General features: G+C 63.3%; 13 protein-coding genes and 1 riboswitch. Of the genes, 5 read left to right on the top strand and 8 right to left on the bottom strand.

Annotation, left to right across the window (positions count from 1 at the left end; genetic code table 11):
• Positions 1-43: 43 nt before the first annotated feature.
• A complete protein-coding gene (locus MSIMFI_RS04835) occupies positions 44-1,432 on the bottom strand; it encodes an L-serine ammonia-lyase (RefSeq protein ID WP_191496345.1) in 1,389 nt (462 codons plus the stop codon).
• Entirely contained in the window at positions 1,429-2,862 is a 1,434-nt protein-coding gene (locus MSIMFI_RS04840) for an amino acid permease (RefSeq protein WP_191496346.1), read from the bottom strand. The genes MSIMFI_RS04835 and MSIMFI_RS04840 overlap by 4 nt, the downstream gene beginning before the upstream one ends.
• A gap of 46 nt (positions 2,863-2,908) precedes the next feature.
• Positions 2,909-3,019, bottom strand: a riboswitch (glycine riboswitch).
• A 190-nt stretch (positions 3,020-3,209) separates the two neighbouring features.
• On the opposite strand from MSIMFI_RS04840, the gene MSIMFI_RS04845 reads away from it, so the two are divergent.
• Genes MSIMFI_RS04845 through MSIMFI_RS04865 form a run of 5 tightly spaced genes read left to right on the top strand, consistent with a single transcriptional unit; the run spans position 3,210 to position 8,553 of the window.
• Positions 3,210-4,421, top strand: coding sequence for an acyl-CoA dehydrogenase family protein (locus MSIMFI_RS04845; protein ID WP_191498028.1), 1,212 nt, complete (start codon positions 3,210-3,212; stop codon positions 4,419-4,421).
• A 1-nt stretch (position 4,422) separates the two neighbouring features.
• The gene (locus MSIMFI_RS04850; RefSeq protein WP_186241149.1) at positions 4,423-5,238 is read left to right on the top strand and encodes a tyrosine-protein phosphatase; all 816 of its coding nucleotides are present in this window, start codon (positions 4,423-4,425) and stop codon (positions 5,236-5,238) included.
• Positions 5,239-5,270: 32 nt separating this feature from the next.
• Complete coding sequence (locus MSIMFI_RS04855) at positions 5,271-6,704, top strand: aldehyde dehydrogenase family protein (protein ID WP_191496347.1); 1,434 nt, start codon at positions 5,271-5,273, stop codon at positions 6,702-6,704.
• A gap of 14 nt (positions 6,705-6,718) precedes the next feature.
• Positions 6,719-7,579, top strand: coding sequence for an SDR family oxidoreductase (locus MSIMFI_RS04860; protein ID WP_191496348.1), 861 nt, complete (start codon positions 6,719-6,721; stop codon positions 7,577-7,579).
• 5 nt (positions 7,580-7,584) lie between these two features.
• On the top strand, positions 7,585-8,553 hold the full coding sequence (locus MSIMFI_RS04865) for an NADPH:quinone oxidoreductase family protein (RefSeq protein ID WP_191496349.1): 969 nt from the start codon (positions 7,585-7,587) through the stop codon (positions 8,551-8,553).
• 6 nt (positions 8,554-8,559) lie between these two features.
• Here MSIMFI_RS04865 and MSIMFI_RS04870 read toward each other — a convergent pair whose 3' ends face one another.
• The 6 genes from MSIMFI_RS04870 to MSIMFI_RS29960 all read right to left on the bottom strand — a co-directional run bounded on the left by MSIMFI_RS04870 (position 8,560) and on the right by MSIMFI_RS29960 (position 23,008).
• A complete protein-coding gene (locus MSIMFI_RS04870; RefSeq protein ID WP_191496350.1) occupies positions 8,560-10,290 on the bottom strand; it encodes a PE family protein in 1,731 nt (576 codons plus the stop codon).
• Positions 10,291-10,437: 147 nt separating this feature from the next.
• Positions 10,438-12,147 (bottom strand): PE family protein, encoded by a 1,710-nt coding sequence (locus MSIMFI_RS04875; protein WP_191496351.1) that lies wholly within the window; start codon positions 12,145-12,147, stop codon positions 10,438-10,440.
• A gap of 152 nt (positions 12,148-12,299) precedes the next feature.
• Positions 12,300-13,964: a PE family protein gene (locus tag MSIMFI_RS04880; protein WP_191496352.1), complete on the bottom strand. Its 1,665-nt coding sequence runs from the start codon at positions 13,962-13,964 to the stop codon at positions 12,300-12,302.
• Between the two features lie 133 nt (positions 13,965-14,097).
• Entirely contained in the window at positions 14,098-15,720 is a 1,623-nt protein-coding gene (locus MSIMFI_RS04885; RefSeq protein ID WP_191496353.1) for a PE family protein, read from the bottom strand.
• Positions 15,721-15,871: 151 nt separating this feature from the next.
• On the bottom strand, positions 15,872-17,155 hold the full coding sequence (locus MSIMFI_RS04890; protein ID WP_224770077.1) for an MFS transporter: 1,284 nt from the start codon (positions 17,153-17,155) through the stop codon (positions 15,872-15,874).
• Positions 17,156-17,833: 678 nt separating this feature from the next.
• Positions 17,834-23,008: an amino acid adenylation domain-containing protein gene (locus tag MSIMFI_RS29960; protein WP_449870717.1), complete on the bottom strand. Its 5,175-nt coding sequence runs from the start codon at positions 23,006-23,008 to the stop codon at positions 17,834-17,836.
• Positions 23,009-23,042 lie beyond the last annotated feature (34 nt).

A 23,042-nucleotide genomic window follows, 5' to 3' on the forward strand; every position in this document is an offset into this window, starting at 1 on the left:
AACATGCGATTCCGCGTCTGCTCGCGGTTGTCCATCCTGCGCGTCAACAATCGACCAGATTCACCGGAACATTGACGGCGAGCCCGCCTGTGGCGGTTTCCTTGTACTTGGTGTTCATGTCCGCACCAGTGGACCGCATGGTGGCGATCACCTCGTCGAGACTGACCCGGTGGGTGCCATCTCCGCGCAACGCCATCCGGGCAGCGTTGATGGCTTTGCCTGCCGAGATGGCGTTTCGTTCTATGCAGGGCACCTGTACCAGGCCTGCAATCGGATCGCAGGTCAGGCCGAGACTGTGTTCCATCGCAATTTCGGCGGCGTTCTCGACTTGACGCGGTGTCCCGCCAAGGATTTCGGCGAGGGCGCCGGCGGCCATGGAAGCGGCCGATCCCACCTCGCCTTGGCAGCCGACCTCAGCCCCGGAGATCGATGCCCGCTCCTTGTAGAGAGAGCCGATCGCACCCGCGGTAAGCAGGAAGCGCATGGCAGTGTCATCGGGGTCATCGGGGTCTGCCTCCTTGCCGGTGTAGTGCACCGCGTAGTGCATTACGGCTGGAATGATTCCCGCGGCACCGTTGGTCGGGGCGGTCACGATGCGCCCTCCCGACGCGTTCTCCTCGTTCACTGCGAGGGCGACCAGATTCACCCAATCCTCAGCGAAGGCGGGATCACGCCCGGGGTCCTCGTCAATGAGTCGCAGGTACCAGTCCCGCGCTCGGCGGCGCACCCGCAGGTCGCCGGGCAGGTACCCGTCCCGGCTGATGCCGCGGCGCTCGCAGGCGATCATGACATCGCGCAGGTGCAGCAGCTGTTCACGCACGGCTGCGTGGGAGCGAGTGGCCAGCTCGTGCCGGAGCATCACGTCACTGATCCGCAGGTTATGACGGTCGGTCAGGACGAGCAATTGCGCAGCCGAGCTGAACGACCATGGCGTCGCCGCGGCCGGGCCAGCCTGGTCGGGTTCGGATTCGGTGATGACGAAACCACCGCCAATGGAAAAGTAGGTCTCCGAGCGCAATTCGCGTCGATCGCGCGCGGTCGCCGTGATCGTCATGCCGTTCGGGTGCCGCGGCAGCACCGTCCGTGGATGCCGCGCGATGTCATCCTCGGCGAAGGCGATCGGGATTGAGCCGGCCAAGGTGACCTGTCCGGTTGCCCGCACGGCCGCCAGGCGCTGCTCCATCTCGTCGCTTTCGATGGTGTCGGGGTAATAGCCCTGCAGGCCCAGCAGGATCGCCGGCAAGGTGCCGTGCCCGAGCGCGGTCGCGGCCAGCGACCCGTACAGATCAACCCGCAGGCCGGACACGTCGGGCAGCGTTCCTCGCCGCTCGAGGTCGGCAACGAATCGGGCTGCGGCCAGCATCGGGCCGACCGTGTGGGAGCTAGACGGCCCGATTCCCACTTTGAATAGGTCGAACACGCTAATGGTCACGGGCTATCCCCGGCATGCAATTCCGACGTGAAGTCCGCCTCGCGGACGAGGTGGCGCGGCCGTCGGCGCAGCACCAACCAGGAGACACCGAGCACCGCGAACCACACCGGCGTCACGAGCAGGGCCTGCAGCGTGTCGTGCTTCTGGGCGAACGCCCAGATGAGGAACCCGAAGAACCCCAGCACCACGTAGCACATGGCACTCCCGCCCGGCATCTTGAACTGGGAAGCCTCGTGTAAGTGCGGATGACGTCGCCGATACACCAGATAGCTGACCAGGATGATCGACCAAACGAACATGAAGCACAACGCGGAAATCGTGGTGACAACGGTGAATGGCCCGATGATCGAGTCGCCGATGGCAACCATCACCACCGCGGACAGCAGGAACACCCCTGACAAGAACAACCCATTGGCCGGTACCCGCCGCGCGGTGAGCTTGGCGAACTGGCGGGGTGCGTCGCCCGCCATTGCCAGCCGGTAAACCGTTCGCGATGTCGAATAGACTCCGGAATTCGCAGCTGACGCTGCCGAAGTCAGCACGACGAAGTTGATCACCGACGCCGCGATGGCCAGGCCGGCAAGGCTGAACATGGCAACGAACGGACTGTGTTCGGCGCTGATCTCGCGCCACGGCGTCACCGCCATGATCGTGGTCAACGCGGCCACGTAGAACAGCATCACCCGTAAGGGGATCGAGTTGATGGCTTTCGGGAGATTGCGCTCGGGGGCCTTCACTTCCGCCGCGGTGGTGCCGACCAACTCGATCCCGACGAACGCGAATGTCGCGATCTGGAAGGCGGCGACGAATCCCATCGAGCTGGCGGGAAAGAACCCGTCCTTCCACAAGTTCGCGAAGCTCGCGGTGGCACCGCCGGGCGCCTTGAAATGGTTGAGCACCATCACGAGGCCTACGACGATCAACGCGATGATGGCGATGACCTTGATCAACGCGAACCAGAATTCGGTCTCGCCGAATGCCTTGACGGTAGGCAGGTTCAGCGTGATCAACAGCAGCACCGCTAACAACGCGGGTAGCCACAGTGGCAGACCGTGCCACCAAAAGCTCACGTATCCGGCCAGGGCAATGATGTCGGCCGAGCCGGTGACGATCCAGCAGAACCAATAGGTCCAGCCGGTGAAAAAGCCCGCCCACGGGCCGAGCAGATCGACGGCGAAGTCGATGAAGGACTTGTAATGCAGGTTGGCCAACAGCAATTCGCCCATCGCACGCATCACGAAGAACAACATGAACCCGACGATCATGTAGACGACAATCACTGACGGGCCGGTCAGCGCGATGGTTTTGCCCGATCCCATGAACAGACCGGTGCCGATGGCGCCCCCGATCGCGATCAGCTGAATGTGCCGGTTGGACAGTTGCCGGGAAAGATCTCTGTGCGCTGCGGCTTCAGCAGTGGGTTGCGCCATCTCAGCCTTACGGGTCTCAGGACAATGGGAAGGGTCGAACGCGGTCCCTCCCCGCTCTGTCGCTGTACCTGAGAGTTTCGCGAACCGTCGGTCTCGTGACGATTCGCTTGCCCCGTCGGTGAGCCGCATTGCACGGCTGCTTTCCAGAGGTGCCTCGTCGCGGCGGTAGGTGTGCCTGAGAGATTCCCGGGGAGGATTTGCTCCTGCGGCGCCTGCCGAAATGAATCGGCGGGACTCTCCCGCCGCGACTCAAGGGCATTCAGAGAGTATCCGACCGATTGCCCTTTCGCGACCGGCAAAGTGAGCGCCGCCGCACGTGTCCTATCGTGGCGGACATGGACTTCGCGATGTCGGCCAAAGCGATCGACTACCAGAAGCGGTTGTCCGACTTCATGACCGAGTACGTCTTTCCGGCCGAGGCTGAATACGACCGCTACCGCCACGAGGCCGGCCCGCGCGACCACACCGTGCCCCCGATCGTCGAGGACCTGAAAACGAAGGCCAAGGAACGCGGCCTGTGGAACCTGTTCCTACCGGCCGAGTCGGGACTGACCAACGTGGAATACGCGCCGCTGGCCGAGTTGACCGGCTGGAGCCTGGAGATCGCGCCCGAGGCATTGAACTGCGCCGCGCCGGACACCGGCAATATGGAAACCCTGCACCTGTTCGCCACCGACGAACAACGCAAGCAGTGGTTGGAACCGTTGCTGGCCGGCGAGATCCGTAGCGCCTTTTCGATGACCGAGCCGGCGGTTGCCAGCAGCGACGCCCGCAACATCGAGACCTCCATCGTGCGCGACGGCGGCGACTATGTGATCAACGGGCGTAAATGGTGGACCTCCGGCGCGGCGGACCCGCGCTGCAAGATCCTCATCGTGATGGGCCGCACCAATCCCGACGCGGCGAGCCACCAGCAGCAGTCGATGGTTCTGGTGCCGATGGACACTCCGGGCGTGACGGTCGTTCGCTCGACACCTGTCTTTGGGTGGCAGGACCAGCACGGACACTGCGAAATCAGCTACGACAACGTCCGGGTCCCGGCCACCAACCTGCTCGGCGAAGAGGGCAGCGGCTTCGCGATCGCCCAGGCCCGGCTAGGGCCAGGCCGCATCCACCACTGCATGCGCGCCCTCGGTGGGGCCGAGCGAGCGCTTGCGCTCATGGTGGACCGGGCTCGCAACCGGGTGGCGTTCGGCCGCCCGCTGGCCGACCAGGGTGTTGTTCGAGAGGCAATTGCCAAGTCCCGCAACGAGATCGACCAGGCCAGGCTGTTATGCGAGAAGGCCGCGTGGACGATCGATCAGCACGGCAACAAGGCCGCTCACATATTGGTATCGCAAATCAAGGCGGTCGCACCACGCGTGGCCTGTGAGGTCATCGACCGCGCAATTCAGGTGCACGGGGCCGCCGGCGTCAGCGACGACACGGTGCTGGCCCGGCTATACGGCTGGCATCGCGCCATGCGCATCTTCGACGGACCCGACGAGGTGCACATGCGCAGCATCGCGCGCGCGGAATTGGGCCGGGAGAAATCCGCGTTCGCGACGGCGGTCACCTGACATGGCTGATCTGCCGGGCGCATGGAATTTTCGTGACGTCTCAGAAAGCACTCCAGCCCTGCGACCCGGACGGTTGTTCCGCTCCAGCGAGCTGAGCCGCCTCGACGACGACGGCCGCGCGACACTGCGCCGTCTGGGGATCACCGACGTAGCCGACCTGCGCGCGTCGCGAGAGGTCGCCCGCCGTGGTCCGGGCCTGGTTCCCGAGGGCATCGAGATCCACCTGTTGCCGTTCCCCGATCTGGCTGAGGACGAGGCCGACGCCGAGGACGCGGCACCGCATGAAACCGCATTCCGCAAGCTGCTGACCAACGGCGAATACGTGGAATCGGCAGAAGCCATCGAGGAATCCGCCGTCCGCTACATGACCGACGAATACCGCCAATTCCCAACCCGTAACGGGGCCCAACGCGCGGTGCATCGCGTGTTCACGCTGCTGGCCGCCGGACGCCCGATGCTCACGCACTGCTTTGCGGGCAAGGACCGAACCGGCTTCGTGGTCGCGACGGTGCTGGAAGCCGTCGGCCTGGACCGCGACGTCATCGTCGCCGACTACCTGCGCAGCAACGACGCCGTCCCCCAGCTCAGAGCCCAGATCACCGACATGATCCAGCAGCGCGTGGACACCGTGACGCCCGAGGTAGAGACGTTCACGAAGGCCCGGCTGTCCGACGGGGTCCTGGGCGTCCGGGCGGAGTATCTGGGCGCCGCCTGGCAGACGATCGACGAGACATACGGGTCGATTGCCGATTACCTGCGTGCCGCCGGTGTCACCGAGGCGGACGTGGACCAACTGCGCGGCGCCCTACTGGCCTAGGATCGCCGTTAATAGGGAAAGGAAGGACAACGATGACCACCGAATCCCCACCGAAAGCCGCGCCCGCGGCTGGTGCATCCGAATCAACCGACGTCGCCCGGACGGTCGCTCGGCTTCGTAAGACCTTTGCCACGGGGCGCACCCGCAGCATCGAGTGGCGTAAGCAGCAGTTGGTCGCGCTGCAACGCATGATGGAGGAGAACGAGGCCGCGATCGGCAAAGCGCTCGCCGAAGATCTGGACCGCAACGCGGTCGAGGCATTTATCGCCGACGTTGCAACCACTGTCGGCGAAGCGAAGTACGCGGCCAAACGGCTGCGTCGGTGGACGCGCCGCAAGTACCTGCTATTGGAGATGCCGCAGCTACCGGGTCGTGGCTGGGTGGAGTACGAGCCGTACGGCACCGTGCTGATCATCGGGGCCTGGAATTACCCGTTCTACCTGACGCTGGGTCCGGCCGTCGGGGCGATTGCCGCCGGGAACGCCGTCTTGCTCAAGCCTTCCGAGATCGCCGCAGCATCATCGCATTTGATGGCCGAGCTGGTACCTCGCTACCTCGACAACGATGCGATCGCGGTGGTCGAGGGCGACGGCGCGGTCAGCCAGGAGCTGATCGCGCAGGGCTTGGACCGCGTCATGTTCACCGGTGGCACGGAGATCGGCCGCAAGGTCTACGAAGGCGCGGCACCGCACCTTACCCCGGTCACCCTCGAACTCGGCGGCAAGAGCCCGGTGATCGTCGCGGCCGACGCCGACGTGGATGTCGCGGCCAAACGGATCGCCTGGATCAAGCTGCTCAATGCCGGCCAAACCTGCGTCGCACCCGACTATGTGTTGGCCGACGCAACGATCCGCGACGAACTCGTCAGCAAGATCGGCGCCGCCCTCACCAAGTTCCGGCGCGAAGAAGACCCGACCGGACTGCGCATCGTCAACCAGCGCCAGTTCGACCGACTCAGCGGCTACCTCGACGCCGTGAAAGCCGACGGCAAAGGCAACGTCGCCGTGGGAGGCGGATGTGACGCATCCAGCCTGCGCATCCAACCAACCGTGGTCGTCGACCCCGACCCGGACGGGCCGCTGATGACCAACGAGATCTTCGGGCCGATCCTGCCGGTGATCACGGTCAAGTCGCTGGACGAGGCAATAGGCTTCGTCAACTCGCGGCCCAAGCCGTTGTCCGCGTACCTATTCACTAAGGCACGCGCCACCCGCGAACGGGTCATCAAAGAAGTCTCGGCCGGCGGCATGCTGGTCAACCACCTGGCCTTTCAAGTGTCAACGGCCAAGCTGCCGTTCGGCGGCGTCGGTGCGTCGGGCATGGGCGCCTACCACGGCAAGTGGGGCTTCGATGAGTTCAGCCACCGTAAGTCGGTGCTGACGAAACCGACTCGGCCCGACATGTCGAAGATGATCTACCCGCCCTACACCGAGCGGGCTTTCAAGCTGGCTCGCAAGCTGTTCTGACAGAGAGGAAACTGATGCCCGGAGTGCAGGATCGCGTCGTTGTTGTTACCGGGGCCGGCGGCGGATTGGGCCGTGAATACGCCCTCACCCTCGCCCGCGAGGGCGCCAGCGTGGTTGTCAACGACCTCGGTGGAGCCCGCGACGGGACCGGCGCCGGGTCGGCGATGGCCGACAACGTCGTCGCCGAGATCCGCGAAGCCGGTGGCCGCGCGGTCGCCAACTATGACAGCGTGGCCGAGCCCGAGGGCGCGGCGAATATCATCAAAACCGCGCTCGACGAGTTCGGCGCCGTGCACGGTGTGGTGAGCAACGCCGGGATCCTGCGCGACGGCACCTTCCACAAGATGTCGTTCGAGAACTGGGACGCCGTGCTCAAGGTCCACCTCTACGGCGGGTACAACGTCATCCGTGCGGCGTGGCCGCATTTCCGCGAGCAGAGTTACGGCCGGGTCGTCGTCGCCACCTCCACCAGCGGGCTGTTCGGCAACTTCGGCCAGAGCAACTACGGGGCAGCCAAACTCGGCCTGGTCGGCATGATCAACACCCTGGCGCTGGAGGGTGCCAAGTACAACATTCACGCCAACGCGCTCGCCCCGATCGCGGCGACCCGGATGACTCAGGACATTCTTCCGCCCGAGATCTTTGAGAAACTGACGCCAGACTTCGTTGCGCCGGTGGTGGCCTATCTGTGCACCGAGGAATGCGCGGACAACGCATCGGTGTTCATTGTCGGTGGCGGCAAGGTGCAACGAGCGGCCTTGTTCCAGAACGACGGCACCGTCTTCGACAAGCCGCCGTCGGTTCAGGATGTCGCGGAGCACTGGGCCGAGATCACCGACCTGTCCGCCGCCACAAAAGCTGGATTCAAGCTGTAGCTTTCATGAAAGCTTGTGTTGTACAAGAGCTTTCCGGGCCATCCGGCATAGTCTATACCGATATTGATGACGCCTCCGGCGGCGACGACAACCTGGTCATTGAGGTTCGCGCCGCCGGAGTGTGCTTTCCCGATCTGCTGCTGAGCAAGGGCGAGTACCAGCTCAAGTTGCCTCCGCCGTTCGTGCCCGGCATGGAAACCGCGGGTGTCGTGCTTTCCGCACCGCCGGATTCGGGTTTCCATGTGGGCGAACGCGTTTCGGCGTTCGGAGTGCTCGGCTGCTACGCCGAACAGGTGGCGGTTCCGGCGGCAAACGTGGTGCGCAGTCCCGCAGAGCTCGATGATGCCGAAGCGGTGTCGTTATTGGTGAACTACAACACCATGTACTTCGCCCTGTCACGTCGGGCCGCCATGCGGCCGGGCGACTCGGTGCTGGTGCTGGGCGCGGCCGGCGGGGTGGGCACGGCCGCCGTCCAGATCGCCAAGGCGATGGGCGCCAGTCAGGTGCTAGCTGTCGTGCACCGGGAGAGCGCGATCGACTACGTCGCCTCACTCGGGGCTGACGTTGTGCTGCCGCTGACCGACGCCTGGGTCGAGCAGATTCGTGAGCACACTTATGGGCGAGGGGTGGACATCATTGTCGATCCCATCGGTGGTTCCGCTTTCGACGACGCGATTAACGTGCTGGCGATCGACGGCAAGCTGTTGGTGATCGGCTTCGCGGCGGGAAGCATCCCCACCCTCAAGGTCAACCGCCTGCTGCTGCGCAATATCAGTGTGGTGGGCGTCGCGTGGGGCGAATACCTAAATACCGTCCCCGGTTCCGCCGATCTATTCTCCTGGGGTCTCAATCAGCTGGTGTTCCTGGGCCTGAGACCGCCTCCGCCGCAACGTTATCCGTTAAGCGAGGCCAAGGCCGCATTGCAGAGCCTCGATGACGGCGGTGTGCTCGGCAAGCTCGTCCTGGAGCCGTAGGCGCGGTTACACCAAGCCCTGGAAATCAGCTGCAATCGATTGTGCTGCCAGCTGCAGAACTCGCAGTTCGAATCCGGCTAGCAGCGTTGCCAATCCGACGTTAGCGGCAATCGGGCGGCCGAACGCATTGATAAGCCCTCCGACGGGATCACCGTTGACCGCCTGCAATAGTCCGGTGCCGAACAGGTAGACGTTGTAGGCCGGGATGGCCGTCACGATCGCATTTACGCCATCAATGGTCGGAAACACAGTCGCGTAAACCGTCGCGGCGACGTTGGAGCTGGCGTAGGCGACCTTGAGATTCGCCTCCAGCAGGGACTCGATAATGCTGGTCGGCGACGACAGCGACGATTGGAGGCCGGCGAGCACGCTGGCCCCGTCTGTCCCGACCTCTCCCAGCGTCGTAGTCAGAGCGTTGGGAAGAGTGCTGGGCAGGTTGGCCAGATGCGGCAATACCTCGGTGGTCATGTCGGTGTTGAATGCGGCGATCCCTTTCTGAGTTCCGGCGCTCAGCGCGGCAATGATCTCTTCTGGTGGAACTGGTGGGATCACGCCGAACTCGGTACGAACGTTCGGCGGGTCGGGCGACCAGCCCTGTGTGGTGCTGCCGTAGCCGAGGTTGACCAGGACTTCCATATTGGGTTCGAGCAGGCTTGCGATGGGTTTCCCCATGACCGGTATTGCCCGCACCGGGTCCAAGAGCGGCAAATGTTCGGTGGGAATTACGTAGTACTCGGTCTGGGTGGGGCCCACCGTATTCGTCAATTGAATGGCGTTGCTGACCTGGTCTGCGGTAAGGAATGGGTATGTGCCGTGCAGGGTCATGATGCCCATGAACGCGTTGAGGTCCGCCAGGAAATTGAGGGGGTATTGCGGGAAGTCGGCGAAACCATCGTATTCGATCGTGTAAATCCTGGTGGGGAACGAATTGTCGGGCGTCGCGGCGCCGAAGGTGAGGCCCATGCTCGGCAAGCTCAGTGCCGGGAAACGCGCGAGCAGGCCGCCGTTGGGGTTCGCCGGATTGCCGAGAAGGGTGAAGGATAAGTCGCCCAGGCCGGGGTTCGGCGTGTTGGCGGGGTTGAGCAACTGCATTTCGAGCGAAGAGATGACCGCGCTCTGCGAGTAGCCCAGGACGTTGACGGTCTGACCGCTGGCGAGTAATGGGCGGATCGTGTTATCCAGGATCGTCAGCCCCCGCGCAACCGAGTCGTTCAGGGTCAGGTCTTTGATGCCGGTGAGCGGATATAGGCCCTCAGGTGTGTTCAGGCCCTGCAGATTGTCACCTATTGTGCGCCAGGGGAATACGTACAGCGCAGCAAGGTCGTCGATGTAATCCACGGCAGGTATCGGGTATCCACTGGCGCCCATGACGATGGTGTAAGTCGTGGCCGGGTCCGAGATTGCCGTCGCCAACGGAGCCGCGGCCGCTGCCACACTTGCCGCGGTGCCACCGGCGTTGGCGATCTCGGTCTCCGCGTAGGCGATCCCCGCGGCGGCCACAGTCCTGACGAAATCGTCGTGGAATTCCGACACTTGGCGGATGAACGCCTGATATTCGTTGGCGTAGGTGTTGAACAGATTCGCGCAGGCTTCCGACACCTCATCGGCGGCCGCTGCCACGAGACCCGTTATCGGCGTCGTGGCGGCCGCACTCGCCGCGGCGATCGCCGCACGAATTTCCGATAAGTCTGCCGCAGCCGTCGCAATGAAATCCGGCTGCACGGCCAGGTATGACATCGGCCCAATCCTTACGACGATGACGCGTCGATGCGCGTTTGCCTGGAATTTATGCCAACGCAACTTCCGGAAGCAAGCACAGGCGGGCGACCCGCGCGAGTGAGCCCGGAAACCATTCGCCGCAACGGTTTCGGCAATTCGACGGGCTTAGCCGGCACCGGTGAAGTCACCAATAATCGATTGGGCGCCGTTTAAGAGCACATTGAGCTCGACGCCGGCCGCGAGCGTCAGCAGCCCCACGTCAGCAGCGAGCGGATAGCCGATCGCGTTGATGATCCCGGCCGGGTCACCGTTTGCCAGTTGCTCGATCCCGTCCAGGAAGAGGTTGATGTTATAGGCCGGAATGATGGTCACCGCGGTGTTCAAGATATCTGCTGTCGGCAGCAGAACGGCATAACCGTCAGCGGCCGCACTCGAGAATGCTGTGGCGATCCTCGTGTTTGCTGCCTTGAGGGCGTCGATGAAGCCGTCGATTGGCGAGCCTGTGGCCGCTGGCAGGCTGGGTAGCGCCCATGGCATCGACGAGCCGCCGGTCTGCGCGAGGCCCGCAACCGACAGGTCGGGCAACGATGTCGGCACCATGGCCTGAATGTCGCTCGCGAAGGCAGTGACGCCCTGCTGGGTGCCGCTGACCATATCGCCCGCGAACGTTATCGGATTGATCGAGGGGAACAACCCGAACGGTGTGGCCACATCCGCGTACCCGGTCGAATAGCCGTAGTGGGGATCGCCGTAGCCCAGGTTGACCAGATAGGTCAAGTTCGGCTCGACCAGATCCGCCAACGGATTGCCGATCACCGGGACCGCCCGCAGTGGCTCCAGGAGCGGAAGACCCGGGTAGGTGATCATGTAGTAGTGCTCGATGCCGTTGTTGCCCGGGGATACCGGCAATTCGACAAGGTTGTAGCCGGGGGGAAGGTTGGCCGGATCCAGGTCACCATAGTTGCTATGCACGAACTGGATACCCGCAACTGCGTTGAGGTCGGCCAAGATATTGAGCGGGTAGCGAGGGAAGTCGGCGAATCCGTCGTATTGGAGCGTGTACTGGGTGAGCGGGTAACCCGTGTTTGACGGTGTCGCCCCGTAGAACTCCAGACCCAGCGCCGGCATGGACAGACCCGGGAAGCGCGCCAGCAGGCCGCCGTTGGGAGCCATCGGATTACCCAGCAGGGTGAAGCTGAGCATGTCCTTGCTCGGGCTCCCGATGGCCGCCAGGTTTCGCATCTCGATCGAGGAGAGGACGGCACTTTGCGAGAGGCCCAAAACTGCAACGCTTTGTCCGTTGGTGATGAGACCTTGGGGCCCAAAGAGGGCGTTGTCGAGCATCTGTACGCCCAGGGTCACCGACTGGTTGAGGGGCAAGTCCTTGACTTGGGTAAACGGGTATAACCCCTCGGGGGTGTTCAGAGGTATGTTCGCGCCGGTCACGACGTAGGCGAAGTTGATGAACGGACGAACGCTAGCCATGTAGTCCGGTGAGGGTATGGGATCGCCGCTACCGGTCATGATCAAAGCCACGTCGTAGGACACCGCGGCCAGGGGCGCCGCGATCGCACTACCGCCGACCGCTGCCGCGTTGACGGCCTCGGCCTCTGCATATGCCGTCCCCGCCGCGGCCAACGCCCGAACGAATTCGTCGTGGAAAGCCGCTGCCTGCCTGATGACCGCCTGGTACTCCTGGCCGTAGGCGCCAAACAGCGCCGCCGAAGCCGTGGACACCTCGTCGGCGGCAGCCGCCACCAGGCTGGTTGTCGGGCCGGCCACTGCCGCATTGGCCGCCTCGATCGCCGCACGAATTCCCGCTACATTCGCCGCGGCCTCGGCCACCAGCTGTGGTTGCGTCATTAGGTACGTCATCGGCCAATCCCCTTAGCGCGCGGGACTTTTCGTCAATACACCGACGAGGCTGTGAAACCGATGTCGCAGCGAGGCCGGTCACCGTGCAGCCCGGCATTTGTTAGCCTAGGACGATATCGCCCGGCCGTTTGGCGTTTCCCCAGATTTCTGCCTTAGGGAACGAGGCTCGAAATATCGCGAATGGTCGTTGCCAGAGCTTCGGCGAGGACGAGAAATTCAACCGCACCCGCGATCGTGGCCAATCCCACGTTGGCAGCGATGGGATATCCGATCGCGTTGATGAGGTTGCCCTGCGCGAGTTGTTCGGCGAAGAGCTGGACGTTGTAGGCGGGCAGGGTGGTGACGAGGGACAGGGCGATGTCTGCCGTGGGCAGCAGGACGGCGTAGTCGGTGGAAACAATCGACGCGACGGTGTTGGCGACGGTGAGCGGCGACGGGAGGTCCGCTGCGCTCACCATGAGGTCGGTCGTGAGTTCGGTCGGGGCCGGCATCTGCAGCGGTGGCAATGTGGGCGGGTTGGCGAGGAGCTGCGACATGTCGAATGTGAAGTTGTTGATGCCCTGCTGCGTCCCGGCCGCGAAAGCCTCGGCGACGGTGACCGGGCTGACGTCTGGGAACAAACCGAACGGCGTCCACACGTCCGGAGGACTTGTCGAGTAGCCGTGGTACGGGTCGCCGTAGCCCAAATTAACGATCACCCTCATGTTCGGCTCGATCAGATTGGCTAGCGGACCCCCGATCACGGGTACGGCACGTAGCGGCTGCAGGAGCGGCAGATCATCCGCGGGAAGGATGTAGTAATGGGTATTGCGCGGGACGCTGGGCTGCAACTCAATTGCGTTCTGGTCAAGCCACTCCGGCGTGATATCGAAATACCTGGGATGCACGTAGACGATGCCCGCTACCGCATTGAGGTCGGAAATGATATTGAGTGGGTAGCGCGGAAAGTCGGCGAACCCATCGTATTCCAGTGTGTAGATGGCCGTGTCGTAGGGCGTGTCCGGCGGTGTTGCGCCATAGAACGTCAACCCCAGGCTCGAGATGGAGAGATTAGGGAACCGCGCGAGCATGCCGCCATTGGGGTTCATTTCATTGCCGGTCAACACGAAGTTGAGGGATCCGACAAATGGAGGAACAGGCTCGGACATGAGTTTCTGCATTTCCAGCGACGCGATTACCGCACTTTGGGAAACGCCGAAAACGGTCACCGTCTGGCCATTGTTAACGATTTGTTCTCTGATCGCAGCGTCCAGAATGGCCACGCCCTGATTCACCGATGCGTCGAGTACCAAACTCTTTACCCCGGTGAGCGGGTACAACTCTTCGGGCGTGACCAACCCGATCGGCGGCAAGACACTCATCGAACGGATATATAGCTCATTGGCTTTTGAAATGAGATTTGCTGACGGGATGGGGACTCCGGTACCGCCCATGATCAACGACAATTCGTTTGCGGGAAATGGCGGAAGCACGGCGGCAGCTGGCGCCGGGGCCGGGGCCGCGGGCGCTCCCAGCACCCCTTGCAAGGCGGCGACCGCGGTGACCTCCGCGTTCTGATAAGCGATTCCGGCGGCGGCTAACGCCTGGGTGAATTCAGCCTGAAACGCCGCCGCTTGTCTCATCACGGCCGCATACTCCTGGCCGTATGCGCCAAAGAGATTTGCGAGGGCTGCCGACACCTCATCGCCGGCAGCCGCGGCTAGACCGGAGATCCGGCCCACCGCAGCCTGATTGGCCGCACTGATCGCCGAACCAATCCCCTCGACATCCGCGGCAGCCGCCGCCATGATCTGTGGTTCGGCGATCAGATGCGTCATAGATGGTCAGCGTAGAGCGACCGGCCACAGCCGGCGGGCATTTGAGCCAAAGCGCTCACCAGAGCACGTCAGAAGGTGCGGTCCTGGAGTTGCTGACGGCCTTTGGTGCGGCTGGCCGAAAACCGCCCGGGTGTTAGAAGTTGAGGCTCTGGAGATCCTGAATAATCTCTGCCGCCGCTTCCACGACGGCGATGGCCTCGATCATGCCGCCCAGCGCTACCAACCCGAAGGTCGCCGCGAGCGGAAGTTCGATCGCGTCGATGAGGCTTCCGTGCGCTAGCGCGTTCATGAACAGGGTGAGGTTGTAGGCCGGGAGGATGGTAACGAAAGCAAGGCCTATGTCTGCCGTCGGAAGAAGGACCGAGTAACCGGTCGAGATGGCACGAGTGAGAACCTCAGTGACGTTGAGGAGCGTCCCGGGTACCGGCGGAGGGGCTGGCGGCAGTACGGCTTGGATGTACGGCGGGAACGCAGTCGACGGCATTTCCGGCGGGGGCGAAAGAGCGGGCGGCAGGGGGGCCATGAAGTCCGTGACACCTTGCTGGGTTCCAGCGACCAGTGCGTCGGCGATCACCTGTGGGGGGACGTCCGGGGACAATCCGAACGGAGTAGGAACATTCGCTGGACTCGTCGAATAGCCGTAGTTCGGGTCGCCGTAGCCCAAATTGACGATCACCTTCAAGTTGGGTTCGACCAGGGCGGCCAGTGGTTCACCGATCACCGGGATGGCCCGCACCGGTGCCAACAACGGCAGGTGCTCGGTGCGAATCATGTAGTAGGTGTTCGACGTGGGGCCCTCTGTTGGCAATAGGACGGCGTTCGCTATGTCCGAAGGCGGGAGGGTCGCATACTGCGTGTGCAGCGTGAGAATACCCATCGTGGCGTTGAGGTCTGACACGAAATTGAGCGGATACCGCGGGAAATCGGCGAAGCCGTCGTATTCGATCGTGTAGGTCGTTGTCGGATAGGGGTTGTCCGGAGTCGCCCCGTAGAACGGCAGGCCGAGGCTTGTGATGTTCAGACCGGGTATGCGCGCAAGGATGCCGCCGTTGGGATTCATCTCGTTGCCGGTCAGTACAAAGCTGAGCTGCCCCTGATACGGCGCACCTTCGGAAATGAGGCGCTGCATTTGCAGTGACGCGATGACGGCGCTTTGGGAATACCCGAAAACGGTGACGTTATCGCCGGCTTCGAGCCGCGGTATGAGCGCATCATTGAGAATAGTGAGGCCCTCCTCCACCGATATTTGGAGGGGCAGAGATTTGACGCCGGTAATCGGATAGAGCTCTTCGGGAGTGACTAGTCCTTGGGTTATGTCCGGGACGAATGGAATGTACCGTGCCACGACGTCGGCAATATATGTTTGCGAGGGTATCGGCATTCCGGTGCCACCCATGATTAGCGCGACGGCTGCAGCCGGCATAGGAGCGGGCGCCTGGGCAGGAGGATTGATCGCGGCCCGAACGGCGGCCGCATTGGCTGCCTCGGTCGCCGCGTAAGCGCTCTCAGCGGCGGCCAATGTCTGGGCGAACTGGTGATGCAACGCCCCAAGTCGCGCGCTGATCGCTTGGAACTCCTGGCCGTACGCGCCGAACAGCGTCGCTATGGCGGCCGACACCTCGTCGGCAGCGGCCGCTGCCACCGCGGTCGTCGGCGCCGCCGCAGCAGCAGCGGCCTCATTGATCACCGAACCAATGCCGGCCAAATCCGTAACCGCGGCCGCCAACGTCGGCAACTGCGCGCTCACATATGTCATCGCGTCAACCTTCCCCGGCGGCCTGGGTCGCTCCCCGCAAAACCCGATGAACCCGATGAACTCGGTGGTAACAGCCCGTGACTAGTGAGCCTACGGCGACCCCGCGAGCATGTCTGGCCTTTGCGCAGACACTTAGCTCTTAAGCGAAGTGTCAACCGGCCCCCGACGCAGTCCCCGCGGCGACGCCAGCGGTCGGACGTTCGGCGCGGAACACCGGTACCGCCGCTGCGGCGCCGAGCAGCGCCAGACCGGCGAAAGCGGCGAAGGCGGCACTGAAACCCCAGGGGAGCAATATCGTTTGGAATACGAGGCTGCCGCATCCCATGCCGACCCACAGAATGCACGAGTTGAGCCCGATCGCTTGCCCACGGTTGCCAGGAAGGTCGGTCACGATGCCGACCAATGGCGGCTGGGTCATGTCGTAGCCCAGGGACAGACCCACCACCGCGGCTTGGGCCAACAACAGCGAGGGTGCGGCGGCGAACACCGCCGCGCAGCCTCCGGCCAGTGCCAGCCCAAGCGGAATGATCCGGGCGCGGCCGTGGTGATCGGCCAGGTGTCCGATTGCCGGGCCAAGCAGCAGACCCGGGATGCCATAGCCGAGCAGGACCAGCCCGATCTTCGTGCCGTCCAATTGAAATTGCTGCTGCAGATACACCCCCAGCCAGGTGTAGATCCCCGCGTGCAGCACGGCATTGATCAGCACATAACCATAGGTGCGCCGGGCGCGCGGAACACGTAACAGCGCGGCGAATCCGGCGACGACCCGGTTAACCGACTGCGGGGTTCGAGCGCTCTCGGTACCCGGAATCAGCCACAAGCTCAGTACAAATAGCACCAGTCCCGCGATAGTCACCACGCCGAACAGCCCGCGCCAACCCAGCAGCGGTTCGCCCAGCGCGCCGCCGGCAGCACCGAAAGCCGTGCCGCCGGCCATTCCACCGAAGAGCCAACCCAGGACGCGGCCGCGGCGATGATAAGACACCAGGTCACCGACCAAGGCCACGCTGATCGGCACAACGCCGCCCGCGCCTATGCCGGTGGCCAGCCGAAGCGCGATGAATTCCGCTCCGCTGTTCGCCAACGGAGTGGCCGCGGTCAGGACAACGAAAGCCGCCAACGAGACGAGAATGACCGGCCTGCGGCCCCACCGGTCTGATACCGGCCCCCACACCAGCACCATCCACCCATAGGGCACCAGAAACGCCGGCACCCCAAGCCCGACCAACCCCGGAGTGCTAGCGAAGTCGCGGGCTAGAGCGGGCAGGATCGGCGCCACCATGAATATCTGCGCGAAGAGCAGGAATGCCGTGGCCGTCAGCAGCGCCAGCGTGCTTGCGAATGCATCGATGTCGATGGCAGGGGCGAACTTTAACCCGATATGGTCCAGGATGCCGAAGTGGCGGCGGTGTTCACCGGCACTTTCGGTCGACACGGCTGCATCCTGGGTTCGTCGTCAGTCCGCATCCGGCGGAAACCATGAGTGAGCGAACGCTAGTGATCCGACCGCGGCGACTAGGCTCATGCGCCGCTCCTCCTCATCGCTTCGCTCTGCATCGTCGCCGGCGCGGCTCATGCGACCCCTTCCCTCACGGGCTGGAGCCTCATGCTAACCAAACACGTGTCAAATAGGTGTGTTTTGAGCCGGATAGCTGACCTGAATCGCCCTGGCGTTGCGCGCCGAGTTGGGCACCGAGCACGCCGCGCGAACGCGTGCGGCGGATGCCGAGGAACGTCGGCAGCAAGCCTAGGCTGAAGTTACTGCTGATTGTGCACCCAAAAGCTGTCGTTGACCTCGGGCTTTGCGCTGTGCGGAGGCGAACGGTTCTGGCTACATGGCGAATTCGATTACCGAAGCGGGCCTCGCTGGGCGTGAGCGCGCGCAGTTGTACGGTCCTAACGGCGTGTCGGTGTACAGACACGCGCGCTCACGGGTTCGGTTGCACCAAAAGAAGTACCAGATCACCCGCCTGATCAGGATTTCTGGCTACACCGGGACCCTCTAATTCTGCGTCTACGCAGTTCAGAAGGCCTTTTCGAGCGACGCGCCGACGCAACTTCGGCCTAGGCGAGCTGCGCAGCGCTCAGTGCCCTGGCTAGCCGGCTAGCCGCGCTACGCACGGTCGCGACACTGGTCGCCTAATGAAAGTTTGAGTTGTTTGCCATACGTACTGAGCGACTCAATGGTCAGCATCTGGTCATGTCTGCAGTCAGTCGAGTGCACAACAATGTCGCCAGCAATATAAGGGCGCCAAATTCGTTGAAGATATGAACTCCAACCGCTCTCATTTCGCGTGGCGGAGAAGAGCACCATATCACCATCGAACACACCAGGCACGTGCGCTGACAGATACGCCGTATTAGCGCGATAATTTTGAACCAACAACTCCACAAGCTGTTTAGAAGGAGCGGAAAGCGCCGCGGCTCTTCGTTCGCCAATGAGTTCTTCTACTTGCGCGGAGGTTAACGGCTCAGAGGATTCTGGAATCTCTATGCAACAGTGACGCAAGACTTCTCGCAGTATCCGACTATCGCCTGAGGCCGCCCTTTCTGCAGTAACGCTACGGTCAACAAAGTGTACAGCGTCGAGAAGAATAAGGCGTTGGACCACGCACCCACGTCGACGAAGCTCAATGGCGACTTCATGGGCGACGACACCCCCAAACGACCAGCCGAGAAGATTGTAAGGTCCGGCCGGATGAATTGCTTGGAGGCGGTCTGCGTAGGTTTTCGCCATCCCGAGAATCGACCCGAAATCAGTTTCATCGTGCTGCGCTATTTGTTGAATTCCGATAATCGGGCAATCCACGTAATTGCCCAGGGCCTGGTACGGCCAGCTCACCCCACCTGCGGGATGGATACAGAACAATGGAATGCCGGTGCCCTGCTTGAGAGTCTGCAGCGGAACGACTTCTTCCGCCGGACCGGCACCTCTGCCCAGCCGGTGACTCAAACCAGCAACGGTAGGTGTGTCGAATACCGTACGCACTACAAGATGCGCATCAAAGGCGGTGTTGATCGCCGCGATCAACCGCATTGCTGACAGTGAATCCCCGCCTAGGTCGAAAAATGAGTCATCGACGCCCACCCGCTCTAGCCCCAACACGTCGGCGTAGATGCTTGCCAGCATCTCCTCGGTATGTGTGCTCGGAGCCCGATACCGCCCACCGGCCTCGCTGTAGTCCGGCGCCGGTAGGGCACGGGTGTCAAGTTTTCCGTTGATGGTTAGCGGCAACTCCTGCAACCGGACTACTGCGGCGGGGACCATATACGACGGAAGCCACTCGGCCAGAGACAGGCGGGCAGCGGCCGCATCGGCGGTCCCGGTGATGTAGCCGACCAGGCGCTTATCGCCGGGGCGGTCCTCACGAGCGATGACTGCCGCCTGATTCACCCCGGGAAGTGCGGACAGTGCCGCCCTCACCTCGCCGCACTCGATGCGGTATCCCCGGATCTTTAATTGCTCGTCTGTGCGGCCCAGATAATGGAGCTGGCCATCGGGGCCCCAGCGGACCAAATCGCCAGTGCGATACATCCGCTCGCCGGCCTCCCCGAAGGGGCAGGCACCGAACCGTGACGCGGTCAACCCGCCCCGGCGCCAGTAGCCACATCCCAGCCCGGTACCGGCTACGTACAGTTCTCCAGGCACCCCGACCGGCACCAAACGTAGTCCGGCATCCAGGACGTACAACGCCGCCCCCGCCACCGGCGATCCGATTGGTGCTGCGCCCGACCCCACCTCGAGTGGGTATCCGATGGTGACGTCTACCGTCGTCTCGGTTGGGCCGTACTCGTTGATGAGTGTGGTCACCGCGGCATAATGGTCCACCAAGTCCGGTGGGCACACCTCGCCACCCACGATCAGCGTCACGCCGCGCAATTGGTTGGCCGGGAGTGCAGCAAGGACGCTTGGCGTGAACTTCGCGTGGGAGACGTTGTGCTCGACCATGAAGTCGACAAGTTCCTTGCCCGGCGACACCTGGTCATCGGGGGGAATCACCGCAGCCGCTCCGGTCAACAATGCCCACCACATGTTCCCGACGGACATGTCAAAGATCAATGGAGCGAACTGCAGAATCCGACTTTCTGGCGTGATAGCCAGACGCTCGGCGTGGCTGGCCACCAGGTTGGCGATACCGGTGTGGGTGACCGCTACCCCTTTGGGGTTCCCGGTGGTGCCGGAGGTGTAGATGATGTAGGCGATATTTTCCGCAGCGGGGTGCGGCAGAGCATGGCAAGGGTAGGAAGTATCGATGATTAGATCGTCCACGTCGATGATGATCAGGTCGTGGTCGCTCAATCGAGGCCGCAGTTCGGCAACAGTGATCGCAGCCACCGGTGCCGCATCGTGGAGCATGAAGTGCACCCGTGCAGGCGGGTGTGCCGGATCAATGGGTAGGTAGGCGGCCCCGGTTTTCAGTACGGCCAGGATCGCGACGATGGCTTGGGCGCTGTGTGTCAGTAGCAGCGCTACTGCATCACCGGGACCTACACCGTTGTCAGCCAGCAGGTGCGCGAGCCGGTTGGCCGCCATATCGAGCTCGTGGTACGTCATAGACCGGTCTGCGGATGCCACCGCAACCGCGTGCGGTGTGCGTGCCACCTGCGCAGCGAACAGCCGGGGGATGCTCGCCGAGGGCCCCGTGCGGACGGTGTGCTGAGTGAGTAGCCGGTCGCGTTCGCTGGAGTCGAGGATGTCGATCAGATCGATGTTCTGGTGGAAATCGGTGGTGGCGGCGTCGAGGATGCGCAGGTAGTAGGTGGCGAACTTTTCGATGGTGTCGCGGTTGAACAGGTCGGTGGCGTATCGGATGGTTCCGGGCAGTGGTTGTGGTTGTCCGGGGGTGGGTGGGAGATCNGCCGAGGGCCCCGTGCGGACGGTGTGCTGAGTGAGTAGCCGGTCGCGTTCGCTGGAGTCGAGGATGTCGATCAGATCGATGTTCTGGTGGAAATCGGTGGTGGCGGCGTCGAGGATGCGCAGGTAGTAGGTGGCGAACTTTTCGATGGTGTCGCGGTTGAACAGGTCGGTGGCGTATCGGATGGTTCCGGGCAGTGGTTGTGGTTGTCCGGGGGTGGGTGGGAGATCGAGAAGGTTGATGGACAGGTCGAATTTGGCGGTGTTGTTGTATGCGGGCAGCAGGTCGATGTCCAGTGCGGGCAGGTCGAACTGGGGCAGGGGGTTGTTCTGCAACGCAAACGCCACCTGGAACAGGGGGTGGTGTGCGGTGGATCGTGTCGGATTGAGCAGTTCCACCAGCAGTTCGAAGGGGGCATCTTGGTGTTCGTAGGCGGCCAGCGCTTTGCCACGGACCCGCTCGAGTAGGTCACTGAAACGAGGATTGCCCGAGGTGTCGATCCGCAGCACCCAGGTGTTGACGAAAAACCCGATCAGTCCGGCCAACGCGGCATCGGTGCGCCCGGCGATAGGCCCACCAATGGTCAAATCATCACCAGCGCCGAGTTTGCGTAGCAGCACCGCCAACGCCGTCTGCAGCACCATCGACATGGTTGTTCCGGTTTCGCGGGCCCGCTGGTGGATCCGTTGACGCAGCGCCGGATCGATGGTGAACTCCACCAGGTCACCGGCAAACGACTGTCGCGGTGGGCGGGGCCGGTCCAACGGCAACACGATCTGCTCGGGTGCCCCAGCCAACTCGACGCGCCAGTACGCCAGCTGTTGGGACAACACACTGTCGGGATCGTCAGCATCGCCAACGAGTTCGCGTTGCCACAGGGTGTAATCGGCATATTGGGCCAGCAGCGACGCCCAAGCCGGCGGCCGCCCGTCACACCTTGCGGTGTATGCCGCGGTCACATCCTGGGCCAGCGGCGCCAACGACGCCCCGTCGGCGGCGATGTGGTGCAGCAGCAATACCAGCACATGCTCGGTGGGCGATACCCGCAATATCTCGGCCCGGATCGGGATTTCGGTGGCCAGATCAAAGTGATAAGAAGCGGCTCGGGTCAGCGCTGTAACCAGCTCCTGGCTCCCCCGGACCTCGGTCACCGAGACCGGCACCTGCACTGCCTGCTCGGGCAGAATCCGCTGCCAGGCGATCCCGTCGGCTTCGGCGAACACCGTGCGCAGGCTCTCATGACGGGCCACCACATCACCGATCGCGGCGGTCAACGCCGCGGTATCGAGGTTGCCCGTCAGCCGCAACGCCAACGGAACGTTGTAGGTCGCCGACGGGCCCTCATACTTGTGCAAGAACCACAATCGGGACTGGGCGAACGACAACGGCACCCGCGCGGGGCGCGGTCGTGTGGCCAACACCGCCCGCACCCGCTGCCGACCATGAGCGTTGATCCATTCGGCCAGCCCCGCGACGGTCGGGGTATCGAACACGGCCCGGATCGGCACCTCGACACCCAGCTCGGCGCGCACCCGCGTCACCAGCCGCGTCGCCGACAAGGAATGACCGCCTAGCTGGAAAAACCCGTCATCGATACCGACCCGCTCCAGCCCCAACACCTCAGCAAACAGAGCGGCCAGCGCCCCTTCACGCTGATCACGCGGAGCCCGATACGCCACACCGCTGGCAAACTCCGGCGCCGGCAACGCTGACCGATCGAGCTTGCCGTTCACCGTCAACGGCAACGACTCCACCACCATGATCGCCGCCGGCACCATAAACGCCGGCAGCCGCTCGGCCGCATACCGGCGCAACTCACCCACCAGTTGTGGCACTGAAGGCTCATTGACGTATGCGGTAGGTGGACCGACCGGCGTGGCGGGTAGGTAGAGATCAGATGGCGCCGGGGCCCGGTGGTCGTTGGGCGTATGAGTGGCATGGGTGTAGATGAGGTCCATCAGACCCGGCGTCGGTGACGGGGTCACCGCGGTGGTGTATCCCAGCTGCTGGCCCAGCCGATGAGCCTGGTGCGGCGACACCGCATCAGAGGCAGACAACCCTGGGTCGGCACGCAGTTGCATGACTGTGAGCTCGTCGCTGGCCTGCGCAAGCGCTTCGGCTAGCGTCACGTCTAGCCATACCCCGGCGTGGGGCACACCGGTGACGCGCAGCGCCGGCGGCTTCGAGGTCTGCAGGTGCTGGCCCAGTGCCGCAAGACTGCCCCAGTGCTCCCACGGTTGGGTCGGGACATGGGAGAACGACTGAACCGGTACCGGCGCTTTGCGCAGCACGACGTCGTATCGGTAGCCGCTGAGTTCGTTGAACGACGCAATATTTTTTAGTTGCACCTCGACAGCGGCGATGTCGGGGAAGTGTTGCGGCAATGCGGCAAAAAATTCTGGCGCCAACAACAGTTCCTGCTCGGCGAGCATCTTTCGGCGGACCCGCTCACGCACGACCGCGGCA

The sequence above is a fragment of the Mycobacterium simulans genome (genome assembly GCF_900232995.1).
GTDB classification, from domain to species: Bacteria; Actinomycetota; Actinomycetes; order Mycobacteriales; family Mycobacteriaceae; genus Mycobacterium; species Mycobacterium simulans.